The organism is Pseudoxanthomonas sp. SE1 (assembly GCF_029542205.1).
Classification (GTDB): Bacteria; Pseudomonadota; Gammaproteobacteria; order Xanthomonadales; family Xanthomonadaceae; genus Pseudoxanthomonas_A.
Map to the genome: position 1 here is coordinate 3,925,938 of NZ_CP113783.1, position 25,542 is coordinate 3,951,479.

Sequence of the window (25,542 nt, forward strand, 5' to 3'; positions counted from 1 at the left end):
TCAAAGACCTTGTGGCAGAAAGGGAGAGGCGTCGACGAACGCTGTACTGAGCTGCTCAGGCAGTTGCGTTTCGATCCAGGCGCTGGTCTGGAACTGCCAGAAGCGCCCGGTGCCGCCGGTCACGCCCTTGGGATCGAGCTGATCCCAGAGCATCTCGGCGCGTCCGGTGAGCTGGAGCATCCTGCGTTGGGCATAGTCGGGGAACACCAGCCCGGCACGTGGATCAACAAGTACGTTGCCAGCGCTGTTGAACATCCCGTTGCCGTTGTAGTCGGGAATCCTGAGCTTGCCGTCGGCGAGCACTTCGACGAATCCCGAAGGGCCGCCTCGATGGGTGATGTCGGCGCCGTGGGTTTTGTGGGCGGTTGCAAGAAAGAAGGTATCGGAGCTGTGGAGGAGCTTGAGATGTTCTTGCTCAAGCATCAGGCCTTGCTTGATGCCCGCAGGCATCTGCGTGCCCGAACCGGCGGGCAGGTCGATGACCCGGCGCTGGATGTAGCGAGGACACACCGGCACCGATTCGGTGATCTGGATAACAAGGCGATCACCGTACCGCTGCGCCTGTCCGTTGATCTTGAGTCTCTTGCGGGTCTGCAGTTCCAGCAGCAATAGCCCGATGCGACCATCCTGCTCGATGTTGTCCCAGAGGGGGTCGTGAGGCTGCCTGACCACCTTGTCCAGGTGGATGCTCAGCGCGCCCGCATCCTCGGTGGGCTCCAGAAAGCTAGGCTCACCGATCAGCACCGATGCCCAGACGCGGTCCACCGCATCCACGCTGGCCGCGTAGGCCATCTTCTGCTGGCGAACGAACGGCAGTGCAGGACGGATGATGTGATCGGTCACGTTGGACCCGTTGCGGGCGGCGACGTCAGACTCGTGGGCCATCGCCTGCGCCTGAAGTTCACCCTCGTGGAAGTTGGCTGTCTTGTGCATGGCAGGACTCGTTGCCGCGGCGGCGGCGCACTGCATATGCTCGGCAAGGAGCGAAGAGCCAGAAATGGCCTGCAACGCAATTGATTATTTCTGCGCCGGCAATACCGGGGCGGCAGGTTTTGCTAGGCTGATCGGACAAGAAAGGGTGCCTCTCATGGATCATGTCCGCCTGATGCAGGTCTTTGTCGCCGTGGTCGAAGCCCAGGGCTTTGCGCCGGCGGCCAGAAAGCTCGATCTCTCCCCGGCCAGCGTGACGCGTGCGGTGGTCAGCCTGGAGGAAGCACTAGGAGTGACGTTGCTGGTACGCACGACCCGCAGCATGCGGCTGACCGACGCCGGCAGCCGCTACTTCGAGGAGTCGCGCTCGATCCTGCAGCAGATCGAGGATCTGAATGCCACCCTCGCCGATGCCAATGCCACGCCCAAAGGGTCCATTACCGTTACGGCCCCCGTGCTATTCGGCAGGATCGCCGTCATGCCCAGCATCGTTTCCTTCCTGAAGATGCATGCTGAGGTCCTGGTCACGGCCCATTTCTCCGACCGCAACCTCAATCTGATCGATGAGAACATCGACGTTGCCGTACGCATAGGCCAGCTTCCCGACTCGGGCATGCGGTCCATGCAGGTGGGCCACGTGCGTCATGTCCTGTGCGCCTCGCCTGAATATCTTGCTACGCGGGGAACGCCCGCTCACCCTGCCGAACTAACGATGCATGACGTGGTGGTTGCGGCGGCCATATCCCCCCGCCTGGATTGGCGATTCGGACCCTCGCAGCAGCCTGTCCAGGTCAAGGTGCGACCGCGTATCACGGTCACCAGTAACGATGCCGCGATCGCTGCGGTGTCCTCCGGGTTTGGCATGGCGCGCCTGCTGTCGTATCAGATCGCCGAGGAGGTATCCGCAGGGCGTCTGAGGATCATCCTTGAGGATTTCGAGGAGCCGCCCCTCCCGGTCCACATCCTGCACCGGGAGTCCATCAACGGCTCAGCCCGCGTACGGGCTTTCATCGATCATCTGGCTGCGGCATTGCGCCGCCTGCCACTGATCCTGGACTGATTGCACCAGAAAAACGCAAGACTCAATTGCAGCCGGGCGGATTTCTGCCACCACGCCCGATCCCTATCGTTGGCTTCGTCGCCGCTGGTTCGGCAGACGCTCCCCTTCAACGTTAAGGATGTCCAATGAAAGCTGCAATTGTTGTCCTGTCTGATCCCAATGCCGGTGAAGAAGCCCTGGGCCGCGTGTTCAATGCGCTGGCCGCCGCCTACGACTTCAAGGCCAAGGGCAATGAGGTCCGTATCTACTTCCACGGCACCGGTACGCGCTGGCCGGAAGTGCTCTCCAGCGTCAATCACCCCATCAACGTCCTGTTCGAGGCGGTCAAGGCCAGCGTCGTGGGCGTGTCCTCCGGCTGCGCCGATGTTTTTGGTGCCAAGGACGGTGCGGAGAAGTCGGGCTTCAAGCTGGTCCAGGAGAACATGGTTCCCGGCACCTCGGGTCTGCCCAGCGTGGCGGACATCGCCGCTGACGGTTTCACGGTGCTGACGTTCTAAGGCCAGCCCGGGATGGCGATGCGCTCGCGCGTCGCCATGGCCGCTAGGCGCTGGCCAGCATGTCTTGCCAGCGCATCCTTCTGACAAGGACCCAGAGCTTGCCTGCCAGGTGCCTGGGCATGTGAGTGCCATGCGTGAATTCGACTACGACCTGTTTGTGATTGGTGGCGGCTCTGGTGGTGTCAGGGCTGCGCGCTTGGCCGCCTCCCTGGGCAAGCGCGTGGCCATTGCCGAGGAGTATCGGTTCGGTGGCACGTGCGTCATTCGGGGTTGTGTTCCCAAGAAGCTGTTCGTCTATGCCTCCCAGTACCGGGAGCATTTTGAAGACGCGGCCGGGTTCGGCTGGAACGTAGGACCGGCGACGATGGACTGGCCTCAACTGATCGCGGCCAAGGATGTCGAGGTCGCGCGTCTTGAGCGTCTGTACCGCGGCGGATTGGAGAGCAACGGTGCCGAGCTTCTGCAGACGCGGGCCGAGTTGGTAGATGCGCACACGATTCGACTGGTGGGCAGTGGCAAGACCGTCACCGCCGAACGAGTTCTGATTGCCACCGGCGCTGCTCCCAATACCCACACAGCACTGCCAGGCCATGAGCTGTGCATCACCTCCAATGAAGCCTTCGACCTGACGGTACTGCCAAGATCGATCCTGATTCTGGGCGGCGGCTACATCGCTTTGGAGTTTGCCAACATCTTCCACGGACTGGGCGTGGAGGTCACCGTGGTTTATCGCGGCAAGGAGATCCTGTCGCGCTTCGATCACGATCTTCGTGCGGGCCTGCATCAGGCGATGACCGACAAGGGCATCAAGATCCTGCTAACCGACGTCGTGGAGCAGGTATCCAGAGCCGACGATGGCGAGCTCATTGCCCGGACCATGACCGGCCAGACGCTGAGCGCCGAGGTGATCTTGCTGGCGCTGGGCCGCGAGCCGAACACGAAGGGGCTGGGTCTGGATGTCGCCGGCGTCCAGACCGACGAGCGCGGCGCGATCGTGGTCGATGCCTACTCGCAAACCAGCATCCCCAGCATCTATGCACTGGGCGATGTCACCGACCGGGTGCAGCTGACGCCGGTGGCCATTCATGAGGCCATGTGCTTCATCGAGACCGTCTACAAGGACAACCCCTCCTCACCCGATCACGATCTGATCCCCACCGCCGTCTTCTCTCAACCCGAGATCGGCACCGTGGGCCTGTCCGAAGAGGCCGCTGCTGAACGGTACGAGGAGATCGAGGTCTACCGCGCCCAGTTCCGGCCCATGAAGGCCACTCTCTCAGGGCGCTCGGAGAAAACGATCATGAAGCTGGTGGTCGATGCTGCGACCCGCAAAGTCGTGGGCGCCCACATCCTGGGGCATGACGCCGGCGAGATGGCCCAGTTGCTGGGCATCCCGTTGAAGGCCGGCGCAACCAAGGAAGACTTTGATCGCACGATGGCCGTGCATCCCACTGCGGCCGAAGAGCTGGTCACCATGTACAAGCCCACCTACCGCATCAGGAACGGCGAGCGAATCTGAGTCGTCCACGCCACGAGCGTCTACATCGCGTGCATCGAGGAGTTCCAATGAACAAGCTACAAGCCATGGAAGTCTTTGTTCAGGTCGTGGACGCCGGTGGCTTCACCCGCGCTGCGGAGAACATGAAGCTTCCCAAGGCCACGGTCTCGACCTCAATTCAATCATTGGAGACGACGCTTGCGGTCAAGCTGCTCAACCGCACCACCCGTCGGGTGAGCGTCACCGCCGATGGGGCGGCCTACTACGAACGATGCCTGCAGATCCTCTCGGACGTGCGAGATGCGGAAGACTCCGTGCTGCGCAACCGCCAAAGTCCCTCGGGCAGGCTGCGCGTGGATGCGCCCACGGGCCTGGCTAGCGAGGTCGTCATCCCGGCACTGCCGGAGTTCTTCAAGCTCTACCCGGACATTCGCCTGGAGTTGGGCTGCAGTGACCGCCCGGTAGATCTTGTCGAAGAGGGCGTGGACTGCGCGATCCGCGGGGGACGCCGCCTGACCGACTCCAGGCTCGTCGCCAAGCGTGTGGGCACGATGCACTACATGACCTGCGCCTCGCCGGCCTATTTGGAGCAGCGCGGCTCACCTCAGCATCCAGATGACCTGGTGGAGCACCATTGCGTCAACTACTTTTCCGCACGAACCGGTCGAATGTTCGACTGGTACTTCGAGCGCGACGGTCAACGGGTTCAGGTAGCCCTGTCCAGTCACATTGCCGTGAGCGATAGCTATGCCTACACGGCGGCAGGCTTGGCTGGACTGGGCGTGGTCCAGATGGCCGACTTCCTGATGGCACCCATGATCGCGGATGGACGCTTCATTCGCATCCTGGAGGGCTGGACCAACGAGCCGTTGCCCATCCATGTCGTCTACCCGGAGAACCGGCATCTGTCCGCCAAAGTCCGAGTGTTCGTGGACTGGGTCACCGGCCTGTTCGCCCACCATCCCACCATGCACTAATCACCATCCAACGGTGATCGTGGTGGCGCCATAGGCGGTGTGCCGGTCGGAATCTCTTCAAAAGCATGGGCTGGCCACCTACTCGGCGACCAGCCCACACCACCACCAACTTCACGCTTTGGGCAGCTGCTTGTAGGTGTCGAACACACGAGCCGAATAGGTCAGCGCGGCGCCGGCGTTGAGCGCGATAGCCACGCCCAGCGCTTCGGATATCTCCTCCAGCGTGGCGCCGGCATCGACCGCCTTCTGGGTGTGCACGGAGATGCAGCCATCGCAGCGCGTGGTCACGCCCACGGCAAGCGCGATCAGCTCGTGTACCTTGGCATCCAAGTGGCCGGTCTTGCTCGGTGCGTTGTCCATCAGTGCCATGCCGCGCATCGTGTCCGGGCTGAGCTTGGCGTAATCGCCCACGCGCTCAATCAAGGCGGCGCGGTAGGCATTCCAGTCTTGCATCATGATCGGTAGTCCTTGTGGTTCTTCGGGGTGTCGCCGGGTAGGTGCATCCCGGCAACAAGGTTCAGGAGTCAGATCTCAGCCGGCGCCCAAGCCTTCGGCTTCCAGCGAGGCGCGAACGCTGGGACGGGTCTCCATGCGCGCCATGAACTTCTGGATGTGCTCATATCCGGAGATATCCAGGTTCACGCGCGGCACCCAGGAGAGCACGTTGTAGAGGTAGGCATCAGCGATGGAGAACCGGTCGCCAAGAACGTAGTCCTTACCCGTCAACTTCTCATCGATGTACTCGAATTTGTTGGTCAGATTGACCTGGGCGAACTTCAGCTTTGTCGTGCCATCCACGACGGAGGAGAACATCACCGCCATGTTCTTGTGCAGGTCGCTGGCCACGAAATTCAGCCACTCCAGCGCTGTGTAGCGCTCGCGTGTACCGAATTCGGGCAGAAGGCCGTGACGTGGGTTCTGGTCCGCAATCCACTGCAGGATGACCGCACCTTCGGTCAAGATATCGCCGTCATCGAGCTTGAGCGCCGGCACGAAGCCTTTAGGCGTGACCTTGAAGTAGTCACCTTCGACGGTCTGTTTGGTCTTGAAGTCGACTTTGATCAGCTCGAAGGTCTGACCAACCTCGCGCAGGGCAATCTGGGAGGCCAGTCCACAGGAGCCGGGGGAGTAATACAGTTTCATGATTATCTCGGTGGTGGGTGAAGAGTCAGCCAGGTTCTCGTCGGAGCATCTTCTTCGGAACGAAAGACTCCGCTGCCAGACCCGAAGGCCCGGCATTGGCGCACGAGAAGGACGTGGACCGTTACTTGGTCAGGGTGTCGAAGTCTTTGGCGTCATGCCGTTCGAGCAAGAATTCGCCAGGCGCGCCGTTGGTACGGTTGACGCGCCTGCCGCGCTCCACGGCAGGGCGTGCGCCGACAGCCTTGTACCAACGCATGAGGTTTGTGTACTCCTGCACGGCGAGGAACTCGTGGGTGCCATACACCCCGAACAGGCTGCCCGGCTGCCAAGGCCAGACTGCCATGTCCGCAATGGTGTACTCATCGCCGGCAAGGAACTCATTGGCGGCCAGATGTGTGTCCAGGACATGGAGCTGCCGTTTGACTTCCATGGCGTACCGATCAATCGCGTACTCGATCTTCAGCGGAGCGTAGGCAAAGAAGTGACCGAGTCCACCACCCACAAAGGGCGCGGTTCCCATCTGCCACATGAGCCAGTTGAGGGTCTTGGTCCGAGCTCGACGTTCGCTCGGAAGAAGGGTTCCGAACTTCTCAGCCAGGTAGATCAGGATCGAACCGCTTTCAAAGACGTTGGTGGGCGGATCGGTCCAGTGGTCCACCAGGGCGGGGATCTTGGAGTTGGGATTTATCTCCACGAAGCCGCTGCCGAATTGATCGCCCTTGAAGATGTCGATCAGCCAGGCGTCGTACTCAGCGCCGCTATGACCTACTTCCAGAAGCTCTTCGAGCAGGATCGTGACCTTCTGGCCATTCGGTGTTCCCTGCGAGTACAGCTGAAGAGGGTGCTTGCCTACCGGCAGTTCACGTTCGAACCTGGCGCCCGAGACCGGGCTGTTGATGCTGCCGAACGTGCCGCCATAGTTGGTTTTGGGGGCCCAGACTTTCGGCGGCACATAGCCTGGCGGCTGATTCTCAAGAGCATTGTCTGTCATGGTCATCTCCATCTGGCCGGGCAAGCCGGCATTCGGGGAAGAAGTGGCGGTAGCGGCAAGGAGCGTGAGCTACCAACGGGTCGGGACAACTGAACTTTCTACGGATGCCCTACGCCGACGTGGTTGGGATGGCGCATCTACGGCAGTACTTGGCTTGAATCGAGTCTATCCAGCGCTTTGTTTGGCATATACAAGAGCCGAACGAATTTACTGTTCAAACATCTGAACAATCGATTCGTGGCCCAGTAGCCCGAGCTTTACTTGCTCGTGGGGATGACGAAGCTGGGCCAGCCACGCATGTGAGTGATGAATCGCTCACTCAGACCTCCAGATCGCAGGTGCTGCGCAGGCACGGGCGTTGGGACACTGTCGTAAAAAGGATTGGCTTTCACCTGCAAGGGGAAGTCACGCTGAAGGATCCCCGCGCGGGCGATCAGGACGAAGTCGCACCCCTGATCCAGAAGCTGCGCACAGCGTTGTGCGCTCATGATCTTGCCCGCCACGCCCACGCGCACGCCCCTGCGCGGAGTGCTGGTAAAGACGCTGAGCATGGAGTTCCCTCTGAAGCTTCCGTCCTGCACGATCTGAGCCGAATCCCATAGCGCCAGATCCAAGTAGTCGATCATCTCGCGATCGAGAATGAAGGCGGTGATTTCTCGCAGCTCTTCAAGGCGAAGTCCGTAGCGCTCTACCGACAGACGCCATCCAATCTGGAAATCCGGACCACACGCGCGACGGATACCCTGCATCACCTCAAGCGTCAGTCGTGCGCGGTTCTCTACACTGCCGCCGTACTTGTCGGTCCGATCATTGAGATAGGGCGACATGAACTCGGACAGGATCCAGCCAAAGGCACCATGGATGGCAATGCCATCAAAGCCGGCCGTCTCAGCACGCTGGGCCGCGGTGATGAAACTGTCGCGAATGCGCTCGACCTCTTCGGTCGTCAGTGCCCTGACACCTGGCAACGTGTGGCTGGAGGCAGGAGAAGGGATGCCGCCCAGCTCAGGACGGGCGCGGTGGCCGGCGTGATGCAGCTGGACAGCTGACAGACCACCACCAGCGCGGATGGATGAGGCCATTTGGGTCAAGCCCTCCAGATGCTCGTCTCGGTGAATGCCCAGCTGCCTCGCAAAGGCGATGCCGCCAGCCTCCACAGTGGTTGCGCAAGTAGTAATGAGGCCATAGCCGCTCTGTGCTACTTGGCGAATCCAGTCTTGGTCGAACTCGGAAGCAAATCCGTCGTCCTCACTTTGCTGGTTGGTCAGCGGTGCCAGCATGAAGCGGTTCCTCATTGCCGGTCCGTGCAGCAGCGTTAAAGGCTCGAAAAGATCATCAACAGACATGGGGTACTCCTTGAGGCAGCGAAGTTGACTGGTGCTCCGCTTGGCGGCGTAGATACGAGACGCGGCTGGCGTGAACAATGCGGGGCGCAGGTAGGCAGAGCCCTCGGCAATGAGGGCTCCCGATCTGGGTTGGGAGACGGCTAACGCGTGCAACGAGACAGGTCCTGATCGCAGCTGGGATCAGGGCGTCATGCCACCGAAGGTCGAATCAGGTCTTTTTATGTTTCGATCTACCGCGCTCAGTCTTTTGCGGTGGCCAGACCCACGGATTTGGCATCCCACCCACCACCCAGGGCACGAATCAGATCGACGGTTGCCCGCGCTCGCTCGCCCTCGGACTGGATGAGCAGCTGACGGCTGCGAAGATGGGTCCGCTCGGCATCGACGACCAGCAGATAGTCGACATCGCCGGTATCAAAACGGTTCTTTGCCGAGCTGGCCACGCGCGAGGACGCCAGCTGCGCCTGCTGTTGGTAGACCACGCGTTCATCGATAGTCCTGATCGATACCAGGGCATCTTCTACTTCACGAAAGGCTTGGAGCACGGTCTTGCGATATTGCCCCACGCGTTCGTCATAGAGCGCGCGGGCACGTGCTACATCGGCCTTGCGCTTGCCGCCATCGAAAATGGGCAGATTTAGTACTGCAACCACCAACGGACCCAACAAGAAGGTGCGTTGCGACCAGTTGGTCAGATTGCTCAGCTCCAGCGACTCATAGCCACCGGAGCCGGTAAGCGAGAGCGAAGGAAAGTACGCCGCCTTGGCGGCACCGATGCGGGCGTTCTCCGCCACCATCGCGCGCTCGGCCGCCGCGATGTCCGGCCGCCGTTTCAGCAGCGCGGATGGCATACCGGCAGGTATCTGGACTTTCACGCTCTGGATCTTGTTGACCCAGAGGGAGAAGCCTGCAGGCGGTTTGCCTACCAGCACGGCAAGGGCGTGAGAGGTCAGCGCGTACTGCTGTTCGATGCTGGACAGTTCAGAGCGTGCCGACAACAACTCCGTCATCGTCTGGTCGACCAGATAGCCGGCCACTGTACCCACCTGCTCACGCTCTTCCTGCAGTTTGGTAGCCGCCTCCCTGAGCGTCACGGTTTCCCGCAGCAACTCGCGCTCTGCCTCCAGCTGGCGCAGGCTGAAATAGGTCCGGGCGACGTCGGCTTGCACCACCAACAGAATTTGATGGGCCAGCGCGGTCTGCTGCTCGGACTCTGCACGAGCTGCGGCAACCCCGGAGCTCACGCGACGGAAGAGGTCGACCTCATAGGCGATGGAGGCTTGGGCCCGCCACAGGGTCTGGGTGGAGCCAGGCGCTCCATCTCCCTGGCCGGCGGCGGCACCGCTGGTCCGTTGACGGGTAGGCCCGAAGCCCGCGTTGATCTCGGGAAAGCGGGCCGCTTCGCTACGCGAGGTCAACGCACGGGCCTGCTTGATCCGGGCCAGGGCGATGCTCACGTCCGGATTGGCGGCCAGGGCTTCTTCCTGCAGGCGCACCAGTGTCGAATCTTCGAACAGGTTCCACCACGGTGATGCGTGCGTCTGGTCTGCTGGCTCCGCCGGCTTCCACACGCCGGCTTCTTCGCTGGCATCCAGTACGGGCTGAGCCAGGTTGCTGGCCTGTCCATAGCTGGAAGGAATATCGAAGTTGGGGCGATTCTCCTTCGGTGCCAGCGAGCAAGCCGAGACAAACAGTGCACACATGATGGCGAGCATTGGGCGGGCAAACCGTTGCGTGCCACCAGAAGTTGTCAGGTTCTCGAGCTTCATGACTTGTTCTCCGAATGAGCGAGCTCAGCGTGATGGGGAACGATCCCCGGCGCCTTGTGGTGTGCCGCCGAGTGCAGCGGCTTGCCTCCGGTGATAGCGCGCATGACCACGTAGAACACCGGGGTGAGGAACAGGCCGAACAGCGTCACGCCGATCATCCCGAAGAACACCGAGATGCCCATGGCTTGGCGCATCTCGGCGCCGGCACCGGTGGAGAGCACCAGCGGCACTACACCCATGATGAAGGCCAGTGAGGTCATCAGAATCGGGCGCAGGCGCAGGCGGGAAGCCTCCACGACCGCCTTCAAGGTCGGCATGCCGGAAATTTCCAACTCTCGCGCGAACTCAACGATCAGGATGGCGTTCTTTGTTGCCAGTCCCACTAAGACGATCAATCCGATCTGCGTAAAGATGTTGTTCTCGCCATCGGTCAGCCAGACTCCGAGCAGCGCGGAGAAGATGCTCATCGGAATGATCAGGATGATGGCCAGCGGCAGGGTCAGGCTCTCGTACTGAGCGGCCAGCACGAAGAAGACCAGCAACACGCACAGTGGCAGGATCCAGATGGCGCTGTTGCCCGCGATGATCTGCTGATAGGTCAGATCGGTCCATTCGTAGGTCATGCCTGGCGGCAACGTTTCAGCCGCAATCCGATCAATGGCCGCCATGGCCTGGTCGGAGGAGTAGCCCGGTGCGGGACTGCCAGTAACGTCGGCCGAGGTGAAGCCGTTGTAGCGCAGCACCTGGTCAGGACCATAGGTCTGGCTCACCGAGGCCACCGAGGCAATCGGCACCATCTGCCCGGACTCGCTTCGCACATGCAGCTGACCGATGTCATCGGGCTTGGAGCGATACTGGCTGTCGGCTTGCACGCGGACCTGGTACACGCGACCCAGGAAGTTGAAGTCGTTGACGTAGTAGGAGCCAAGGAAAGCCTGCAGCGTGCTCAGCACCGCCGGCGTTTCCACGCCAAGCTGCTGCGCCGTGGCCCGATCAATGTCCACTTTCAACTGCGGGACGTTCACGGTGTAGGTGGAGTACAGCGGGCTCAGTTCGGGGGCTTCGGCTGCCTTCTGGATGAAGGCCTGCGTCGCCTTGTAGAGCTCTTCGTAGCCCAGGTCGGCACGATCCTCGATCTGGAACTTGAATCCACCCAGCGTACCCAGTCCGTAGACCGGCGGTGCGGGGAAGATGGCGGCGAAGGCGTGGCCGATCTTTGCGTACTCCTTACCAAGATCTGCTGCGACGTCATCGGCGCTGACGCCAGGGCGATCCTTGAACGGCTTGAGCAGGACGAAGGTCAGCGCGGTGCTCGAACTCTTGGTCACGCCGTTGATCGACAGTCCGCTGTAGCTGGAAGTCCCCATCACCGCGGGATGCTTCAGCGCGAGATCATTCATGGCCTTCATGGTCTCTTCGGTGCGATCGAGCGTTGCGCCTTCAGGCAGCTGTGCCAGGCTGACCAAGTACTCCTTGTCCTGTGCCGGAACGAATCCACCCGGTACTCGGTCGGTCAGCCACCACGTACCGCCCAGCAGGACCGCATAAACCACCAGCAGCGTGCCCTTGCGCTTGAGCAGCACGCCCACCTTGTTGCCATAGGACTCCGACCCACGATCGAAGAAGCGATTGAAGCGACCAAAGAACCGACCGAACAGCTTCTCAGTCACGCGCGTGAAGCGGTCAGGCGCTTCGCCATGGCCTTTGAGCAGCAGGGCCGACAACGCTGGGGACAGGGTTAGCGAGTTCACCGCCGAGATAAGCGTTGAGATAGCGATGGTGACGGCGAACTGCTGATAGAACTCACCGGTCAGACCGCTCAGGAACGCCAGCGGCAGGAATACGGCCGACAGGGTTAGCGCGATTGCGATGATCGGGCCGCTGACCTCCTGCATCGCCTGGTAGGTAGCCTCACGCGGCGACAAGCCGCTGGCGATGTTGCGCTCTACGTTCTCCACCACCACGATCGCATCGTCGACCACGATGCCGATGGCTACCACCAGTCCGAACAGCGAAAGTGTATTGATCGAGTAACCGGCCAGTAGCAGGAAGGTGAAAGTGCCCACGATCGATATCGGCACTGCGAGCAGCGGGATGATCGAGGCGCGCCAGGTTTGCAGGAACAGGAACACCACCAGCACAACGAGCGCCACGGCCTCGAGCAAGGTCTTGATGACAGCGTCGATACCGGTCTGAACCGCCTTGCTGGGCTCGTAGACCACGCGGTATTCCAGGTCCTCCGGGAACTCCTTGGCCAGCTCTTCCATGGCGCTGTGCACTTCCCGGGAGATCTCCAGGGAGTTGGCACCCGGCGCTTCCTGCACCGCGACGGCAATGGCTGGCTGGTTATTGAGCGTGGCGCGAATGCCATAGTCTTCGGCGCCGAGTTCGACGCGGGCGATGTCAGCCAAGCGCGTGATCGCACCCGACGCATCGGACTTGATGATGATGTTCTTGAACTCATCCGGCGTCTTGAGCCGACCATCGGCATTGACGGTGAGCTGGAATGCGGCTTCGGGCGTTGTCGGTGCGCTGCCGATGGTGCCCACGGCGGCTTGGATGTTCTGGCGCCGAATGGCGCCGGCAACATCAGCCGCGCTCAAACCACGCTCAGCCAGGGCGGCCGGGTCCAGCCAGACGCGCATCGCATAACCGCCTGGTCCCCACAGAACGACGTCACCGACGCCCGGGATACGGGCCATGCGGTCCTTTACATGCAGTACCGCGTAGTTGCTGATGTAGTTGTTATCGAAGGTACCCTTGGGGGAGACCATGTGCACGGCGATCGTGATGATCGGCGAGCTCTTGATGGCTGTTACGCCTAGGCGCTGCACATCTTCGGGCAGGCGTGGTTGGGCCTGCGACACCCGCGTCTGCACCAGTTGTTGGGCTTTGTCCGGATCCGTGCCGAGCTTGAAGGTGACGGTCAAGTACAGATGACCGTCACTGCTGGCTTTGGAGTCCATGTACAGCATGTCCTCCACGCCATTGATCGACTGCTCCAGTGGTGCGGCCACTGTCTCAGCGATCGTCTTGGCATTGGCGCCGGGGTACTGTGCATGCACGACCACCGAGGGCGGAATGACCTGCGGATACTCGGACACTGGCATGTTCAGTGAAGCAACGATGCCGGCAAGCAGAATCAATGCCGATAGGACACACGCAAAAATCGGCCTATCGATAAAGAACTTGGAGATGTTCACTTCCGGCCTCCTGCCACCGGGTTTCCGGCTGGCTTAGGCGTTTCAGCGGCTACGGCTGACACCAACGTGCCCGGGGCGCGGAAGGCGCCATCGACGATGACTCTGGATCCGGCCGGCAGACCACCACGCAGGATGCGGCTGGTGCCTTGCAGTGCGCCGGTCTCGACAACGCGTCGTTCGACCTTGTTTTCCTTGTTCACCACCAAGACATACTTGCGGTCCTGGTCCGTGCCTACCAGTGCATCGTCGATCACGACGGCCTTGTACGGAACGCCACCTTGGAGCCGGATGCGCGCCTGCAGACCGGGCAGCATCTCGGGGCTGACCTCATCGATGCGAGCGCGAACGCGCACGGTGCCTGAGCGCGTGTCCATCTGATTGTCGAGTGTTTCGATGGTGGCCGAGTACGAGTACGCGCGGTCATTGGCCAGCCCCACCTTCACCGACGGACGCGTGCCGGCCTTGAGGGACGGAGCGATGATGCGAAGGTAGCTCTGCTCATCGACACTGAAAGATGCGTAGAGCTTGCTGTCGGAGACGATGCGGGTCAGTGGAACCGAATCTCCGCCGGCGCTTACGACATTGCCTGGCGTGATTTCCGCGCGAGAGATGCGTCCGGAGATGGGGGCCCGGACCTGTGTGTAGCTCAGCTGCAGTTGCGCCTGGGCAAGTTCTGCCTTGGCGCCATTCAGGGAAGCTGCAGCCTCGCGTGCGCCGTGGTCGAGGGCGTCGAAGTCCTTGCGGGAGATCGAATTAGAGGCGATCAACTTCTGGGCACGGGCCTGCTCCAGCTCGGTTAGCCGGCGCTGCTCACTGACCTTGGCCAGATTGGCTTGGGCCTGGTTCACCTGCGTCAGGAGCGGTGCCGGATCGATGGTAAACAACAAGTCGCCTTGCTGAACCTGTTGCCCGTCCTTGAAGTGGACCTTCAACAGGGTGCCCGGCACCTTGGGTCGAACGTCGACCACGTCTACCGCCTCTAGGCGACCGGTGTAGTCCTGGGTGTCGGACACCGGGCGTTCCATGGCGTACTGGATCTTGACCACCGGTAGAGCGGCGGCCGGTTCAGCGTGAGCTTCATTGCCGGTCCGGGCGATAACAATCCCTGCACCTACCAGGGCAATTGCAAACGCTAGAACTGCTACATGGGGTGTCTTGCGGGCTTTCATAAAAAGGGCCTGAGGGAGTTGGACGGCTGGCAGTCTGTCCCTCCGCCTACCAGTCATCTAGGTCCTAAACTGGCTATCTTTATTGCTTGAAATGGAATAAATGATGCGAGACCAGCCCGGAAAGTGCTGGTATATATGTCCCTGCCGGGACAAGCTTTGAAGTCTTATTGCTGTTCAGGCAACAAAATTCCGCCGGAGGACACGACCTGTGGATCGCTTCCAGTCGATGCAGATCTTCACTCGCGTCGTCGAAATGCACAGCTTCAGTCGCGCTGCAGATAGCCTCTCTTTGCCCCCCTCGCGGGTCACCCGCGCAGTGAAGGAGCTCGAAGCATTTCTTGGTGTGCGTCTGCTGCAGCGAACGACGCGCCATATCAGCCTGACGCCCGATGGCACGCTCTACTACGACAATTGCAGAAGGCTTCTAGATGATCTGGAAGCAGTGGAGTCCGGATTCCCAGGAAGCGCCGGACAGCCTCGCGGGCGTCTGCGCGTCGACATGACGCTCTCGCTTGCCCGTTTGGTGGTGCTGCCTCGCATCAAGGATTTTCAGTCGCGCTTCCCGGATGTTGAGCTCACCCTCACTGCGGCCGACCGCACCGTCGAGCTGATTCAGGAGGGTGTCGATTGCGCGATTCGCGCAGGTACGCCGGAAGATTCACCAACACTGGTCGCAAAGCGTATTGGTGCTTTCGAGTGGGTGACATGCGCCTCACCGGAGTATCTCGCTACTCATGGCACGCCTAGCACGCTGGAAGACCTCTGCGATCACTACGCCGTGGGATACCTGTCAAGCCGAACGGCGCGATCTATGGAGTGGAACTTTGTGGTCGATGGCGAGAGCCGTAGCATCAGAATGCGGGATCGCCTGATCGTGAACGACACCGATGCCTATGTTGTAAGTGGGCTGCAGGGGTTGGGCCTGGTGCGGCCAGGCAGCTACATGGTGCTCGACCACCTCCGTAGCGGACGCCTGCTCAGGGTCCTTCCAGACTACACGGCGCCTATGGTCCCCCTGTCGGCCCTCTACCCGAAGAATCGCCACCTATCGCCTACGGTGCGCGCCTTCGTGGATTGGATCGCTGAAGTCGTGGGAAAAGCGGAAAAGGAGTGGCGCGTCGATGCCTACTAACGCCAGGATCCTCATGCAACGCAACGTCACCTGACAGCATTCGCACTCGCCAACTCACCCAGTCGTTTAAGGGCTGATCGAACCGCCGCTGACAACGGATGTCCGAAGTTGATGCGAATGAAGTGATCGAATCCGCCTGCAGCGGTGAACATCGGACCTGGCGCCAAGCTGACTCCGTCGACGCCGGCGCGGCGAGCCAGCGCCAAGGCATCCACCTGCTCAGGCAGCTCGATCCAGAGAAAGTAGCCCCCGCCAGGGCGACTAATGCGCGTGCCGACAGGGAAGTACTCAGCCACTGCCTGGATGTACTCGTCGCGCTGTAACTGCAGCGTCGAGCGCAGTGAGCGCAGGTGGCGCTCATAGCTGCCTCGCTCCAGATACTTGGCGATCGCCAGCTGCACGGGTATGGAGGTACCCAGTGAGGCCGTGAGCTTCTGGCGAGCCACCTGTTCGGCGAATCGACCCGCTGCGACCCAGCCCACCCGATACCCGGGCGCCAGAGACTTAGAGAAGGAGCCGCAATGCATGACCCATCCCTCATCGTCGAAACGCTTGCTGTTGGCCGGCCGATGGGTATCGAAGTAGAGCTCCTGATAGACGTCATCCTCGATCATTGGCACTTGGTGCCGCGCCAGTAGCTCAACAAGCGCCTGCTTCTTCTCGGAGCCCATCGAGCTGCCGAGCGGATTCTGGTGATTGGTCATGACCCAGCACGCCTTGGGTTTGTGCTCGACCAACGCCTTCTCAAGCGCATGAAGGTCGATTCCCTCACGCGGATCGGTGGCCACTTCAATTGCATGTAGGCCCAAACGTTCCAGTGCTTGTAGGCACGCATAGAAGCAAGGCGACTCGACGACGACCGCATCGCCCGGTGCGCAGACGGCCGAGAGACACAGGTTCAGCGCCTCCATCGCGCCATTGGTGATCACGATGCCGGCAGGATCTACCGTGGCCCCACCGAGCATGTAACGCAGCGCGATCTGGCGACGAAGCTCGAAGTTGCCCGGCGTCAGGTCGTCGACCGTGCTCCATGGGTCCATGTGAGTGGCCACCAGCGCGAGCGCCCTGCCGAGGCGCGGCAGCGGATAGAACAAGGGACTGGGAAAGGCCGATCCCAGTGGCACGACATCGCGCGAACCTACCGATCGCAGGATGTCGAACACCAGACTGCTGATCTCGACCGGGCGCGCCTGTCCATCGGGGGAGGAGTGGCGCTGTGGCTCCATCGGGTGCTGCCGCGGCGCCTGGGCGACGTAGTAGCCCGAGCGCGGGCGCGACTCGATCAAGCCCTGTGACTCCAGCAGGTAGTACGCCTCGAAGACCGTAGCAGGGCTGACGTCGCGGCTGGCGCTGGCGCGTCGCACGGAGGGCAAACGATCGCCGGGGGCAAGCAGCCCCTGGCGGATGGAAAACGCTATGTCCCGTGCCAACGCCTCATAGCGCTTCAGCGTCCGGCCCGGTGCGGGCTGCCAAGCCGTAGGCGCTGACTCATCTGATCTGGTTTTTCTCACAAAATCTGAGCCTGACGGTTCTGATCTGGTTTCCACAGACTAGCACCCGGACCAATCCGTACCCCCCAAAGCGCCATGAACCCCACCGTCGAACTCAACCTGACCCTGATCCTGTTCCTTCCTTGGCTGCTGATCCTAGGGTGGGTTTATGCGGTCTTCCCCAAGTCGCATCGCGGCCGGGCAAGACGCGTGTTCGATGCCATTGCCCTTGCTGCCTCATTGGCCGCTTTTCTCGCCAGCGTGTACTGGTCTTTCATCCATGCCGATCCCTTCTACGGTCGGATGTGGAAGCAGATTCTGGCTACCGCGCTTTCTTATGGCGTCTTCCTTGCCGTCCTTGGAGCGGCGTTCACGATTCGAACCTACTGGTTCGCACGTACACGCTCGCAAGCCGCGTTCTGAGGCGCCTAACCCTCATCACTCTGTTTGGTCACCATGAAAACGCTCGTCATCATCGGATTCTTTGTCCTGATCCTCTACAACCTAGGCGCGGGCATGTACTACATGCTTACCGACAAAGGAAACTCAAAGCGAACAGTTCATGCACTGACACGCCGAGTGGCATTCTCAGTGCTTCTTATCCTTCTCGTCTGTATTGGCATTGCTACAGGAATCATTGAGCCCCATGGCATACCGGCCTAGGCATTCGCGATTGGCGCCAGGTATTCGAAGATCCGATGTCTGCTATGGGTCTTGGATTCAACCGATCGACGCAACAGTTTGTCGATATCGCTCTGCCGGTGTTTCGTAGCCGAGCGTCTTGCGTGGCCGTTCGTTGAGCTGACGCGCCACGGCATCCAGTCTGGCCTGCGAGATATCCGCCAGACTGATGCCCTTGGGGAAGTACTGCCGTAGCAGGCCGTTGGTGTTCTCGTTCGTGCCGCGTTGCCAAGGATGGTGCGGGTCGCAGAAGTAGACCTGGATATCGGTGGCCAAAGTGAAGCGGCGGTGCGCCGCCATTTCCTTGCCTCGATCCCAGGTTAGTGATCGGTAGAGCTGCTTCGGCAAGCGGCGTGCGTTCTTGATCAGCGCGTTGACCACGGTTTCGGTGTCTTTGCCGGCCACCTTCACCAGCATCAGATAGCGTGTCTGTCGCTCCACCAGCGTAGCGATCTGACTGTTCCGGTCACCGAACAGCAGGTCGCCTTCCCAGTGCCCCGGCACGGCCCGATCTTCGGCATTGGCCGCCCGCTCACTGATCGAGACGGTGTCGGTAATCCGGCCGTGGTTCTCTGTCTTCTGGGTGTCATGTCGTGAACGACGCATCGCCCGCGTGCGCCTCAAGTGCGCGAGCAGCTCCTGTTTCAAGGCTCCGCGCGACTGGATGTAGAGCGTGCGATAGATCGTCTCGTGGGACACCTGGCGGCTCGCATCATCGGGATAGGTGCGTTTGAGCCAGCCGGCCACCTGCTCAGGCGACCACTGCCGCTGAATCTTCTCTGCCACGCGAGCGGCCAAGGCTCGATGCAGCGCCAGCTTACAGGGCTTGGGACGCCGCGCCCGGTCCCAAGCAGCCCGGTCGGCCTGGCTGGCGCGGTAGCCTTCAGCGCCTTCGTTGCGACCGATCTCGCGGCTGATCGTGGATGGCGCCCGCTCGAGTAACGCAGCGATCATGCGGATCGATCGTCCCGCCGCCAAGCCGCGGGAGATCTCCTCGCGCTCAGCCAGGCTCAGCGCCCTTGGAGATCTTCGCCTCATCGGCGGACGAATGCCGCCGTGCTCGGCCAGGATGTTCCGGACGGAGCTGTGGTGCCGGTCAAACAGGGACGCGATCTGGTGCAGCGACTCGCCCTGCTGCCAGCGATCCCACATCAGTGCCTTCTGGGTGTCGGTGTAATAGGTCCTCTTCCTGCGCTTCATCCGCAACACTCCTGCTCCCTATGCAGCTATCCGTGTGTTGCGTCGATCATATGAATCCGCGGTCGAAGGCGGACATCCGGGGCTCACGGGACGTTAGCCTGGAGTGACTCAATTTTTGCCTGCACTCGCTCAAGAATCCGTCTAACTTGCTCGGCGCGCACATATCTCGGAGCTTCAGGCTGCTTTCCCAGATCGATCAAAAGCTTCCAGGCCGCATCGTAGTCTTCCGGCGGCACGCCCGCTGCCGCGCACAACTCTTCGAACGGGCTGCTTCTCCCAGAGAAGGCCACGATTTCCAGGCACCTCGCGTTTCTATTGAGAACCACCTCGTGTTGACGGCTCGCGATCTTCCAGATTGCCTCTGCCTCAACGCCGTTGCGGACCCGATAGTCCTCAGCCGCTCGCCGGAATTCCTCAGATGCCCAAAGCGCGGGAATGCTGACGACCACTTCGTCCATATCAGGCTCGCATCGAAAGATGGCAGCGGTCACCGCGCCCTCCCGCTCAACCCCCTTAAATGTATCTGCGAAATCCGCATCCAGCGTCCAACTTGCAATGCCATCGGGAACGAAGCCATCAGGTGCTAACAACCGAGAAAAGTCGCCAATGTAGAGAAATCGCTTTCTAAAGCACGGCGCAGAGACCGTTCGAAACTGCGTAGGCAAGCTATCCGCTTCTCTCAGCAGATTCTTTGCGCGCTTGATGCGCTCTGCTTGGTCTTCGCGCCATCCTCGCTGCCAAGCCCCTAAAGCTTCGAAGAAGGAGTCTGAGAACATCTGAATCTCCCATGGAATGCCTGGTGCCGGTCCGTCCAGAAGACTGGCATCCCGTCTTTCAGGCGCTTAGCCCGATGTCCGCATTCAGCCAGAAGCGGATGCCACTCCCTTCACCCCTAGCAGCTGAGCTAAGCCGACCGTTAAGAACCGTCGGCTCGGGCGAACACGCAGGCACTTAAATGCTTGGCCTCACAGCTTGCAGGATCTGGTTGGGCGATCCGCCGAACATCTTGATTTGCTCCCGTGCCCTCGGTCCGATTGTGACCCTCGGATTCTCACGAACCTCGAGCAGGTCAACAGCTGTGTGAAACGCAACCTTGATCAACCGAACATCGTGTTGATCCAAGGAGTTGAGGAAGGCCTCCGGCTGTCGGTCTTGTGTGTCGTGCAAGTAGAAGACATCAAGGGTGATTTGATTGAACCTGGCCAAGAACCCACACATGACCGCAGAACAACTCTCGCAAGGAATCCTCTCGGTTATTAGGGAAAGTCTTCCAGTATCCGGAACCCTCCGGTAATCCCCCCATTTTTAGCAGTCGCCAAAAGTGGAGCTATGCGGCCATCGCCAGCCTCATGGCTGGTGTGATGCCGCCGAGCGCCATGTTCGGGCGCTCATGGTTGTAAGTCCATAGCCAGCGCGTGGCCTTGTCCTGCACCTGCTCGATGGTGTCGAACAGGGTACGGGCCAGCCAGGCGTAGCGGACCGTGCGGTTGTAACGTTCAACGTAGGCGTTCTGCTGTGGCTTGCCCGGCTGGATGTGCTCGATCCGGATGCCGTTGCGTTCCGCCCACGCCAGCAGTGCCCCGCTGATGTATTCAGGTCCGTTATCGCAGCGAATGACACGCGGCTTGCCACGCCATTCGATGATCTGTTCCAACGATCGGATCACCCGGGCAGAGGGCAGCGACAAGTCCACCTCGATGGCCAGCCCCTCGCGATTGAAGTCGTCCAGGACGTTGAACAACCGGAAGCTGCGGCCATCGGCCAGCTGGTCGTGCATGAAGTCCATCGACCAGATCTGGTTGATCGACTCCGGCACGGCCAGCGCCTCGGGCCTCTCGCGCACAAGTCGCTTCCTTGGCTTGATCCGCAGATTCAATTCCAACTCCCGGTAGATGCGGTACACCCGCTTGTGGTTCCAGCCCAGGCCCTTCACGTTGCGCAGGTACAGGAAGCAAAGACCGAAGCCCCAGTCGCGATACGTCGTCGTCAATCGCACCAGCCAGTCCGCGATCCGGGCGTTCTCGTCCGAAGCCTTGGCCTGGTACCGGTAGCAGGTCTGACTCACCTCGAATGTCCGGCAGGCGTGCTGGATGTTCGTGCGTCCGCCTTCGACCGTTGTTCGGGCCATCTCCCGGCGTTGAGATGGCCTCACCATTTTTTTGACAGCGCCTCCTTCAGCAGGTCGGCGCTGAGCTGGGCGTCGGCGTACATCTTCTTCAGGCGCCGGTTCTCTTCCTCCAGCTCCTTCATCCGCGCGACCATGGACACCTCCATGCCGCCGAACTTGCTGCGCCACTTGTAGAACGTCGCCGAGCTGATGCCGTGCTCGCGGCACAGCTCAGGCACGGGCGTACCGCCTTCGGCCTGCTTGAGCACGGCAATGATCTGGCTGTCGGTGAATCGGGACTTCTTCATGGAACCTCCTCGGGAAAGCGTACGAGAAAATTCCACTTCTGGTGTCAGCTAATCCGCGGGGGGATTACCCTCCCTTGTTCTATGGCGTTTCCAAGGAAGTTAAGCAGTAGGTATTCGGAGTCATGCGTTCTATCGTCTTCCAAAGCAGGAAATAAGGGAGGGAAGCTCGAAGCTTCGTCGCCGGCTTTGATGTGGGAGCGTATGCACTTTCCTTGAGGCTCTATCAATACGTAACTACCCTCAGAAGCGAGAACCTCTTTGAGATAGTCTTTCATATTAAAACTAGCCGCCACCCATTCCACTCCGTGCGAATGGTTCCCACTGGAAAGGATCAAGCAGCCAATGTTGCCTTCGATAATTCTATTGTTGGCTTTATCGAGCCTGCTGGCTCCCGAGTTGGCACGGTTGTGTGCAAGGTAGTTGTTTACGTCTCGAAATCGAAGCATCCGATTGACACAGTCAACCAAATGAGCAAGGTAGTACGGTTTATTGTTGTCCTGCACGGCACTCTCCTAAGTCGTCGGCAGCAGCCCAGACACCATTCGTCTCCCCAATGCGCCCTCAGATCTCCCTATCTGGCGTCGAAACAGCCGTTCTTGGCCCGTTCCGATGTCCGCTTCGGGTCGGAAGCGGACATCCCCGACCCTAGTCGGACTTCGGACGTCGGCCAGAGTCGAGCATCGGAGCTGAGTATCGTCCGGATTGAATGAGCCCTTAGGGTGCAGCAAGCCGCCCCCCCTAGGGCCGATCTCGGCGCGCTGAACCCGCAAGTCGCTAGACGATCTGCTCCCCGGCGTGCACAGTCCTCGTGCGCCGGCCTGGCATCGGATGCCTCCCTCGCGAGCCGCTCGGAGAGCTTCGTGTCCAACGCGCCACCGGGCTCGACGATCTTGACGACGATGCCCTGCGACAACAGCTCGCAAGACAAAGACTCTGACCTAGATTTCTTCGTCCAGGTCTATAGGTAGTAGTTCACCTAGAAGAGCCTGAGGAAGCATCAGATGCTCTTCTAGTGACTACCAGGGCAAGCGCCCCGTGCGAATCCTCCGCAGTAGCGGATTGCTAACTCGTCCTGGTCCAGCTCTCTGAGTTCTTCAATGTTGGGCGCATCTTTCATGAACTCCAGCAGCTGCTCCTTTGCCGTGTCCTTGTAGGTCGAGTAAGCGAACTCAAACCATTCAAGCTGCGTCTCGGGTCGCTCTTTCCTCGCGTTCCTGTCGAGGATGCTAAAGAACGTTTCAGGATGGGCGTTATATGCCTCTAATTCGGCGTCCGAGAGAGTGTCCCTATGTATGACAAGGTCACCTCCATGCTTGAAAACCAGGGCGGCTTCTTTGCTCTCCGGCAGAACTATCCCCGACTCCAACACGAATAGGCCCTCAGTGTCACCGACCGTGTATTCCTCGCCCACCACCCAACGTCTCTTAGCCGTACCAAAAGAGAATTGAGGAATCTCTCCGTCAAACGTAGAGGGAATCGAGTAAGCCTTGAAGCGATCCATCAATAGATAGAGAGGTGCATGCGCCCGCTTTGCCTTGAACGCTTCCTCTACAGTTCGGTAGCCCACTCCCACTCCGAACTCTGGTCGCTTAAAGCCCAAGGGAACAATCATTCTTCTGGGTGGCTTCGCCTGAATATTCAGATGAGCTGGAAAATTTGTCACGAAGATGAAAGCCTTGGGTGTAGGCTGACCGTCAATCGTCATCGTTAGTTCGCACTCACGCACTGCTGAGGTGAGAACGTCCGCCACCGTCTCATCTAAAGTTTCATCACGAACATTGAGATCAACAAAAACGATCCGCTCCACATCGGCACTCTTCTTGAACGCCTTGTAAAGTTGATCGCGAATATTCGTGTGATCTTTGCCTGGAGATCGAGACTTAGCTTCCACCCAAAATTTCCGGCCTGAAACAGGCTCAACGGCATAAAATTCACAATGAGTTGAGCTTGCGTCGCCCTCATCTTCTAGCTCTAGCTTCAGACCAGCGAGGATGCAGGTAGCCGCAACGCATGTCTCGTAATACGCTCCATGGAATTCAGACCTCAAGCGAAGTCGCCGAAGAAGCCGCCTCTTCAGCTCCGAGTTGTGCTGCAATAGATACAGGTTGTAGGCGAGCCCAAAGTAGGCAGAATGTGCACCCACGGACTTCATGGTCTTAATGCCTGAGGGAGCGGCAGGCGCCAGATCGAGTTGGCGGGCATACTCGGCGATCCACGAGAACAATGGATGACGTTCGTTCTCGGGCTTGGCTAGTTCTTTGTCTGCCCAGTGCTTTCCGAAGACGAGCTTTAGGTTCGTATCAAGGAAGTCCTCGAAGGTTTTCCAGGTCCCATAGCGCACGCTGTTCCCTACGCCCACAAATTGGACGTCACCTAGCTTCGCGCTGATGATTGGCTTGCCGTGACCTTGCTGGTGTCGGCGGCGGGCTTGTTCGGCATCGTGCCGCGCTTTGCCAGCTTGGAAACCCTTCTCCAGGATGTCGTTCCAGGGAGCCGGGAAGGCTCCGTGACAATGCTTGTACCGCTTGCCGCTGCCGCAAGAGCAAGGGTCGATCCTTCTCTGCTCGATCTCCGACATCTCACTTCCTCCGTCCTTGGCGCTGAGTTACCACAAATTTCCGAGAATTGTTACGTATTAGACCTGCAAGGCTTCGGCGGGCAGCTCACGAAAGCTGGCGCGGCAGTTTGGGCTTGCCCCCCTGTTGGAGGCTTTACGAATGCGACGGTCCTTCGCCGGAGCCGGCAGGCCGGATCGAGCCCCCGCCCCCCCCCTCGCCGCTTGACCCCGGTGACGCCTGCTTTCGAACAGAAGCGGATATCTACCGGCCTGAGCTGAGCCGTCCGGCGAACTGGGTTCGGCTCGGACTAACTTCTAGGCCTTAGGCGCGGTTGAGGGGACCACCATAGTTTGTGTTCCTCCAGCCACCATAGTTGGTGGGCTCCTTACAGACTTTGGCCTTTCGCTCACCAGTCTGGGCGCCGGCATCACGGGGTCGATATCCGGTTCCTCCGCGATCCTTGCCTGATCCTGCGACTGCCGTCCTTGCCCCGTTCCATCCCCCTGCGCGCTGCGTAGACTCGCTTTCATCCCCACCGCATGTCCCACAGGCGCTTCCCATGCCCGATACCGCCCCTGAGCTCGATGACCGCGTCCGCGAACTGGCCGGGCTGATTGAACGATCCACCGGCCAGGACGGCTTCCACACCACCGCGATCCCGGCGCTCAACTTCTCGCGGCTCAGCGCCCCGATGGCGCTGCCGATGCGCGGCGTGCAGGAAGCCGCGCTATGCCTGATCGTGCAGGGCGCCAAGCGCGCGATCCTGGCCGACGAGGTCTACGAGTACGACGCCAGCCGCTTCGTGGTGGCCTCGGTCGACCTGCCGGTGACCGGCCAGGTGACGGAAGCCTCCTCCGAGGCGCCCTACCTGTGCCTGGTGCTGAAGCTGTCCTCCGCCACCATCGCCGAGATGGTCACCGAGGCCGAGTCGGCGAAGACGCCACTTCCACCACCGTCGCGCGGCCTGTTCCTGCAGCCCAGCAGCATGGAGATGCTGGATGCGGCCATCCGCCTGGTGAAGCTGCTCGACACGCCGCACGACATCCCGCTGCTCGCACCGCTGGTCGAACGCGAGATCCTGTACCGCGTGCTGTGCAGTCCGCAGGGCGCGATGCTGCGCCACATCGGCATCGCCGACAGCCAGGGCCAGCGCGTGGCGAAGGCGATCCACTGGCTGCGCCAGCACTACGCCAAGCCCCTGCGCATCGACCACATCGCCCGCGAGGTGCACATGAGCGCCTCGGCGCTGCACCACCACTTCAAAGCCGTCACCGCGATGAGCCCGCTGCAGTACCAGAAGCAGTTGCGCCTGCAGGAAGCGCGTCGGCTGATGCTGAGCGAAGTGATGGATGCCGCCAGCGCCGGCCATCGCGTTGGCTATGAGAGCCCGTCGCAGTTCAGCCGCGAGTACAGCCGCATGTTCGGCGCGCCGCCGGTCCGCGATGTGGAGCGCCTGCGCAACCTCTGACGGGCGTGGAAACAC

The 25,542-nt window shown here is 60.6% G+C and carries 21 protein-coding genes; 8 read left to right on the forward strand and 13 right to left on the reverse strand.

The features are described from left to right. On the reverse strand, window positions 1-933 hold the full coding sequence (locus OY559_RS18440) for a pyridoxamine 5'-phosphate oxidase family protein (protein ID WP_277727747.1): 933 nt from the start codon (window positions 931-933) through the stop codon (window positions 1-3). Between OY559_RS18440 and OY559_RS18445 the strand changes: the two genes are divergently transcribed. The 4 genes from OY559_RS18445 (at window position 932) to OY559_RS18460 (ending at window position 4,962) form a co-directional block, all read left to right on the forward strand. After that, window positions 932-1,990 (forward strand): LysR family transcriptional regulator, encoded by a 1,059-nt coding sequence (locus tag OY559_RS18445; protein ID WP_277727748.1) that lies wholly within the window; start codon window positions 932-934, stop codon window positions 1,988-1,990. The two genes, OY559_RS18440 and OY559_RS18445, sit on opposite strands and share 2 nt — an antisense overlap. A gap of 125 nt (window positions 1,991-2,115) precedes the next feature. Beyond that, a complete protein-coding gene (locus OY559_RS18450) occupies window positions 2,116-2,487 on the forward strand; it encodes a DsrE family protein (protein ID WP_277727749.1) in 372 nt (123 codons plus the stop codon). Window positions 2,488-2,617: 130 nt separating this feature from the next. Then, window positions 2,618-4,006: a glutathione-disulfide reductase gene (gene gor, locus OY559_RS18455; RefSeq protein WP_277727750.1), complete on the forward strand. Its 1,389-nt coding sequence runs from the start codon at window positions 2,618-2,620 to the stop codon at window positions 4,004-4,006. Between the two features lie 47 nt (window positions 4,007-4,053). Then, on the forward strand, window positions 4,054-4,962 hold the full coding sequence (locus OY559_RS18460) for a LysR family transcriptional regulator (RefSeq protein ID WP_277727751.1): 909 nt from the start codon (window positions 4,054-4,056) through the stop codon (window positions 4,960-4,962). A 111-nt stretch (window positions 4,963-5,073) separates the two neighbouring features. On the opposite strand, the gene OY559_RS18465 is transcribed toward OY559_RS18460, so the two are convergent. The 7 genes from OY559_RS18465 to OY559_RS18495 form a co-directional block, all read right to left on the reverse strand. Beyond that, the gene (locus OY559_RS18465; RefSeq protein ID WP_277730060.1) at window positions 5,074-5,415 is read right to left on the reverse strand and encodes a carboxymuconolactone decarboxylase family protein; all 342 of its coding nucleotides are present in this window, start codon (window positions 5,413-5,415) and stop codon (window positions 5,074-5,076) included. 78 nt (window positions 5,416-5,493) lie between these two features. Then, a complete protein-coding gene (gene gstA / locus OY559_RS18470) occupies window positions 5,494-6,105 on the reverse strand; it encodes a glutathione transferase GstA (RefSeq protein WP_277727752.1) in 612 nt (203 codons plus the stop codon). Between the two features lie 121 nt (window positions 6,106-6,226). After that, the gene (gene yghU, locus OY559_RS18475) at window positions 6,227-7,096 is read right to left on the reverse strand and encodes a glutathione-dependent disulfide-bond oxidoreductase (protein WP_277727753.1); all 870 of its coding nucleotides are present in this window, start codon (window positions 7,094-7,096) and stop codon (window positions 6,227-6,229) included. A gap of 257 nt (window positions 7,097-7,353) precedes the next feature. Next, window positions 7,354-8,442, reverse strand: coding sequence for an NADH:flavin oxidoreductase (locus OY559_RS18480; RefSeq protein ID WP_277727754.1), 1,089 nt, complete (start codon window positions 8,440-8,442; stop codon window positions 7,354-7,356). Between the two features lie 239 nt (window positions 8,443-8,681). Beyond that, complete coding sequence (locus tag OY559_RS18485; RefSeq protein WP_277727755.1) at window positions 8,682-10,211, reverse strand: efflux transporter outer membrane subunit; 1,530 nt, start codon at window positions 10,209-10,211, stop codon at window positions 8,682-8,684. Further along, entirely contained in the window at window positions 10,208-13,414 is a 3,207-nt protein-coding gene (locus OY559_RS18490; protein WP_277727756.1) for an efflux RND transporter permease subunit, read from the reverse strand. The genes OY559_RS18485 and OY559_RS18490 overlap by 4 nt, the downstream gene beginning before the upstream one ends. Next, the gene (locus OY559_RS18495; RefSeq protein WP_277727757.1) at window positions 13,411-14,583 is read right to left on the reverse strand and encodes an efflux RND transporter periplasmic adaptor subunit; all 1,173 of its coding nucleotides are present in this window, start codon (window positions 14,581-14,583) and stop codon (window positions 13,411-13,413) included. Before OY559_RS18495 ends, OY559_RS18490 begins: the two co-directional genes overlap by 4 nt. A gap of 208 nt (window positions 14,584-14,791) precedes the next feature. On the opposite strand from OY559_RS18495, the gene OY559_RS18500 reads away from it, so the two are divergent. After that, window positions 14,792-15,715: a LysR family transcriptional regulator gene (locus OY559_RS18500; protein WP_277727758.1), complete on the forward strand. Its 924-nt coding sequence runs from the start codon at window positions 14,792-14,794 to the stop codon at window positions 15,713-15,715. Window positions 15,716-15,741: 26 nt separating this feature from the next. Here the strand turns inward: OY559_RS18500 and OY559_RS18505 are convergent, their stop codons facing one another. Next, window positions 15,742-17,145, reverse strand: a complete 1,404-nt coding sequence (locus OY559_RS18505) for an aminotransferase-like domain-containing protein (RefSeq protein ID WP_277727759.1) — start codon at window positions 17,143-17,145, stop codon at window positions 15,742-15,744. A 156-nt stretch (window positions 17,146-17,301) separates the two neighbouring features. Between OY559_RS18505 and OY559_RS18510 the strand changes: the two genes are divergently transcribed. Further along, a complete protein-coding gene (locus OY559_RS18510; RefSeq protein ID WP_277727760.1) occupies window positions 17,302-17,628 on the forward strand; it encodes a hypothetical protein in 327 nt (108 codons plus the stop codon). Between the two features lie 33 nt (window positions 17,629-17,661). Next, on the forward strand, window positions 17,662-17,868 hold the full coding sequence (locus OY559_RS18515; protein WP_277727761.1) for a twin transmembrane helix small protein: 207 nt from the start codon (window positions 17,662-17,664) through the stop codon (window positions 17,866-17,868). Between the two features lie 57 nt (window positions 17,869-17,925). On the opposite strand, the gene OY559_RS18520 is transcribed toward OY559_RS18515, so the two are convergent. The 4 genes from OY559_RS18520 to OY559_RS18535 form a co-directional block, all read right to left on the reverse strand. Further along, on the reverse strand, window positions 17,926-19,086 hold the full coding sequence (locus OY559_RS18520) for an IS30 family transposase (RefSeq protein ID WP_277727762.1): 1,161 nt from the start codon (window positions 19,084-19,086) through the stop codon (window positions 17,926-17,928). Between the two features lie 83 nt (window positions 19,087-19,169). After that, window positions 19,170-19,862 (reverse strand): hypothetical protein, encoded by a 693-nt coding sequence (locus OY559_RS18525; protein ID WP_277727763.1) that lies wholly within the window; start codon window positions 19,860-19,862, stop codon window positions 19,170-19,172. A gap of 551 nt (window positions 19,863-20,413) precedes the next feature. After that, window positions 20,414-21,501 (reverse strand): IS3 family transposase gene (locus tag OY559_RS18530; RefSeq protein WP_277727764.1). Its coding sequence is split into 2 segments (ribosomal slippage): window positions 20,414-21,249 and window positions 21,249-21,501, totalling 1,089 coding nucleotides; the frame shifts between segments, so codons are not numbered across the junction. A gap of 1,009 nt (window positions 21,502-22,510) precedes the next feature. Continuing rightward, entirely contained in the window at window positions 22,511-24,079 is a 1,569-nt protein-coding gene (locus OY559_RS18535; protein ID WP_277727765.1) for an SEC-C metal-binding domain-containing protein, read from the reverse strand. Between the two features lie 539 nt (window positions 24,080-24,618). On the opposite strand from OY559_RS18535, the gene OY559_RS18540 reads away from it, so the two are divergent. Then, entirely contained in the window at window positions 24,619-25,527 is a 909-nt protein-coding gene (locus OY559_RS18540; RefSeq protein ID WP_277727766.1) for an AraC family transcriptional regulator, read from the forward strand. The last annotated feature ends 15 nt before the right edge of the window (window positions 25,528-25,542 follow it).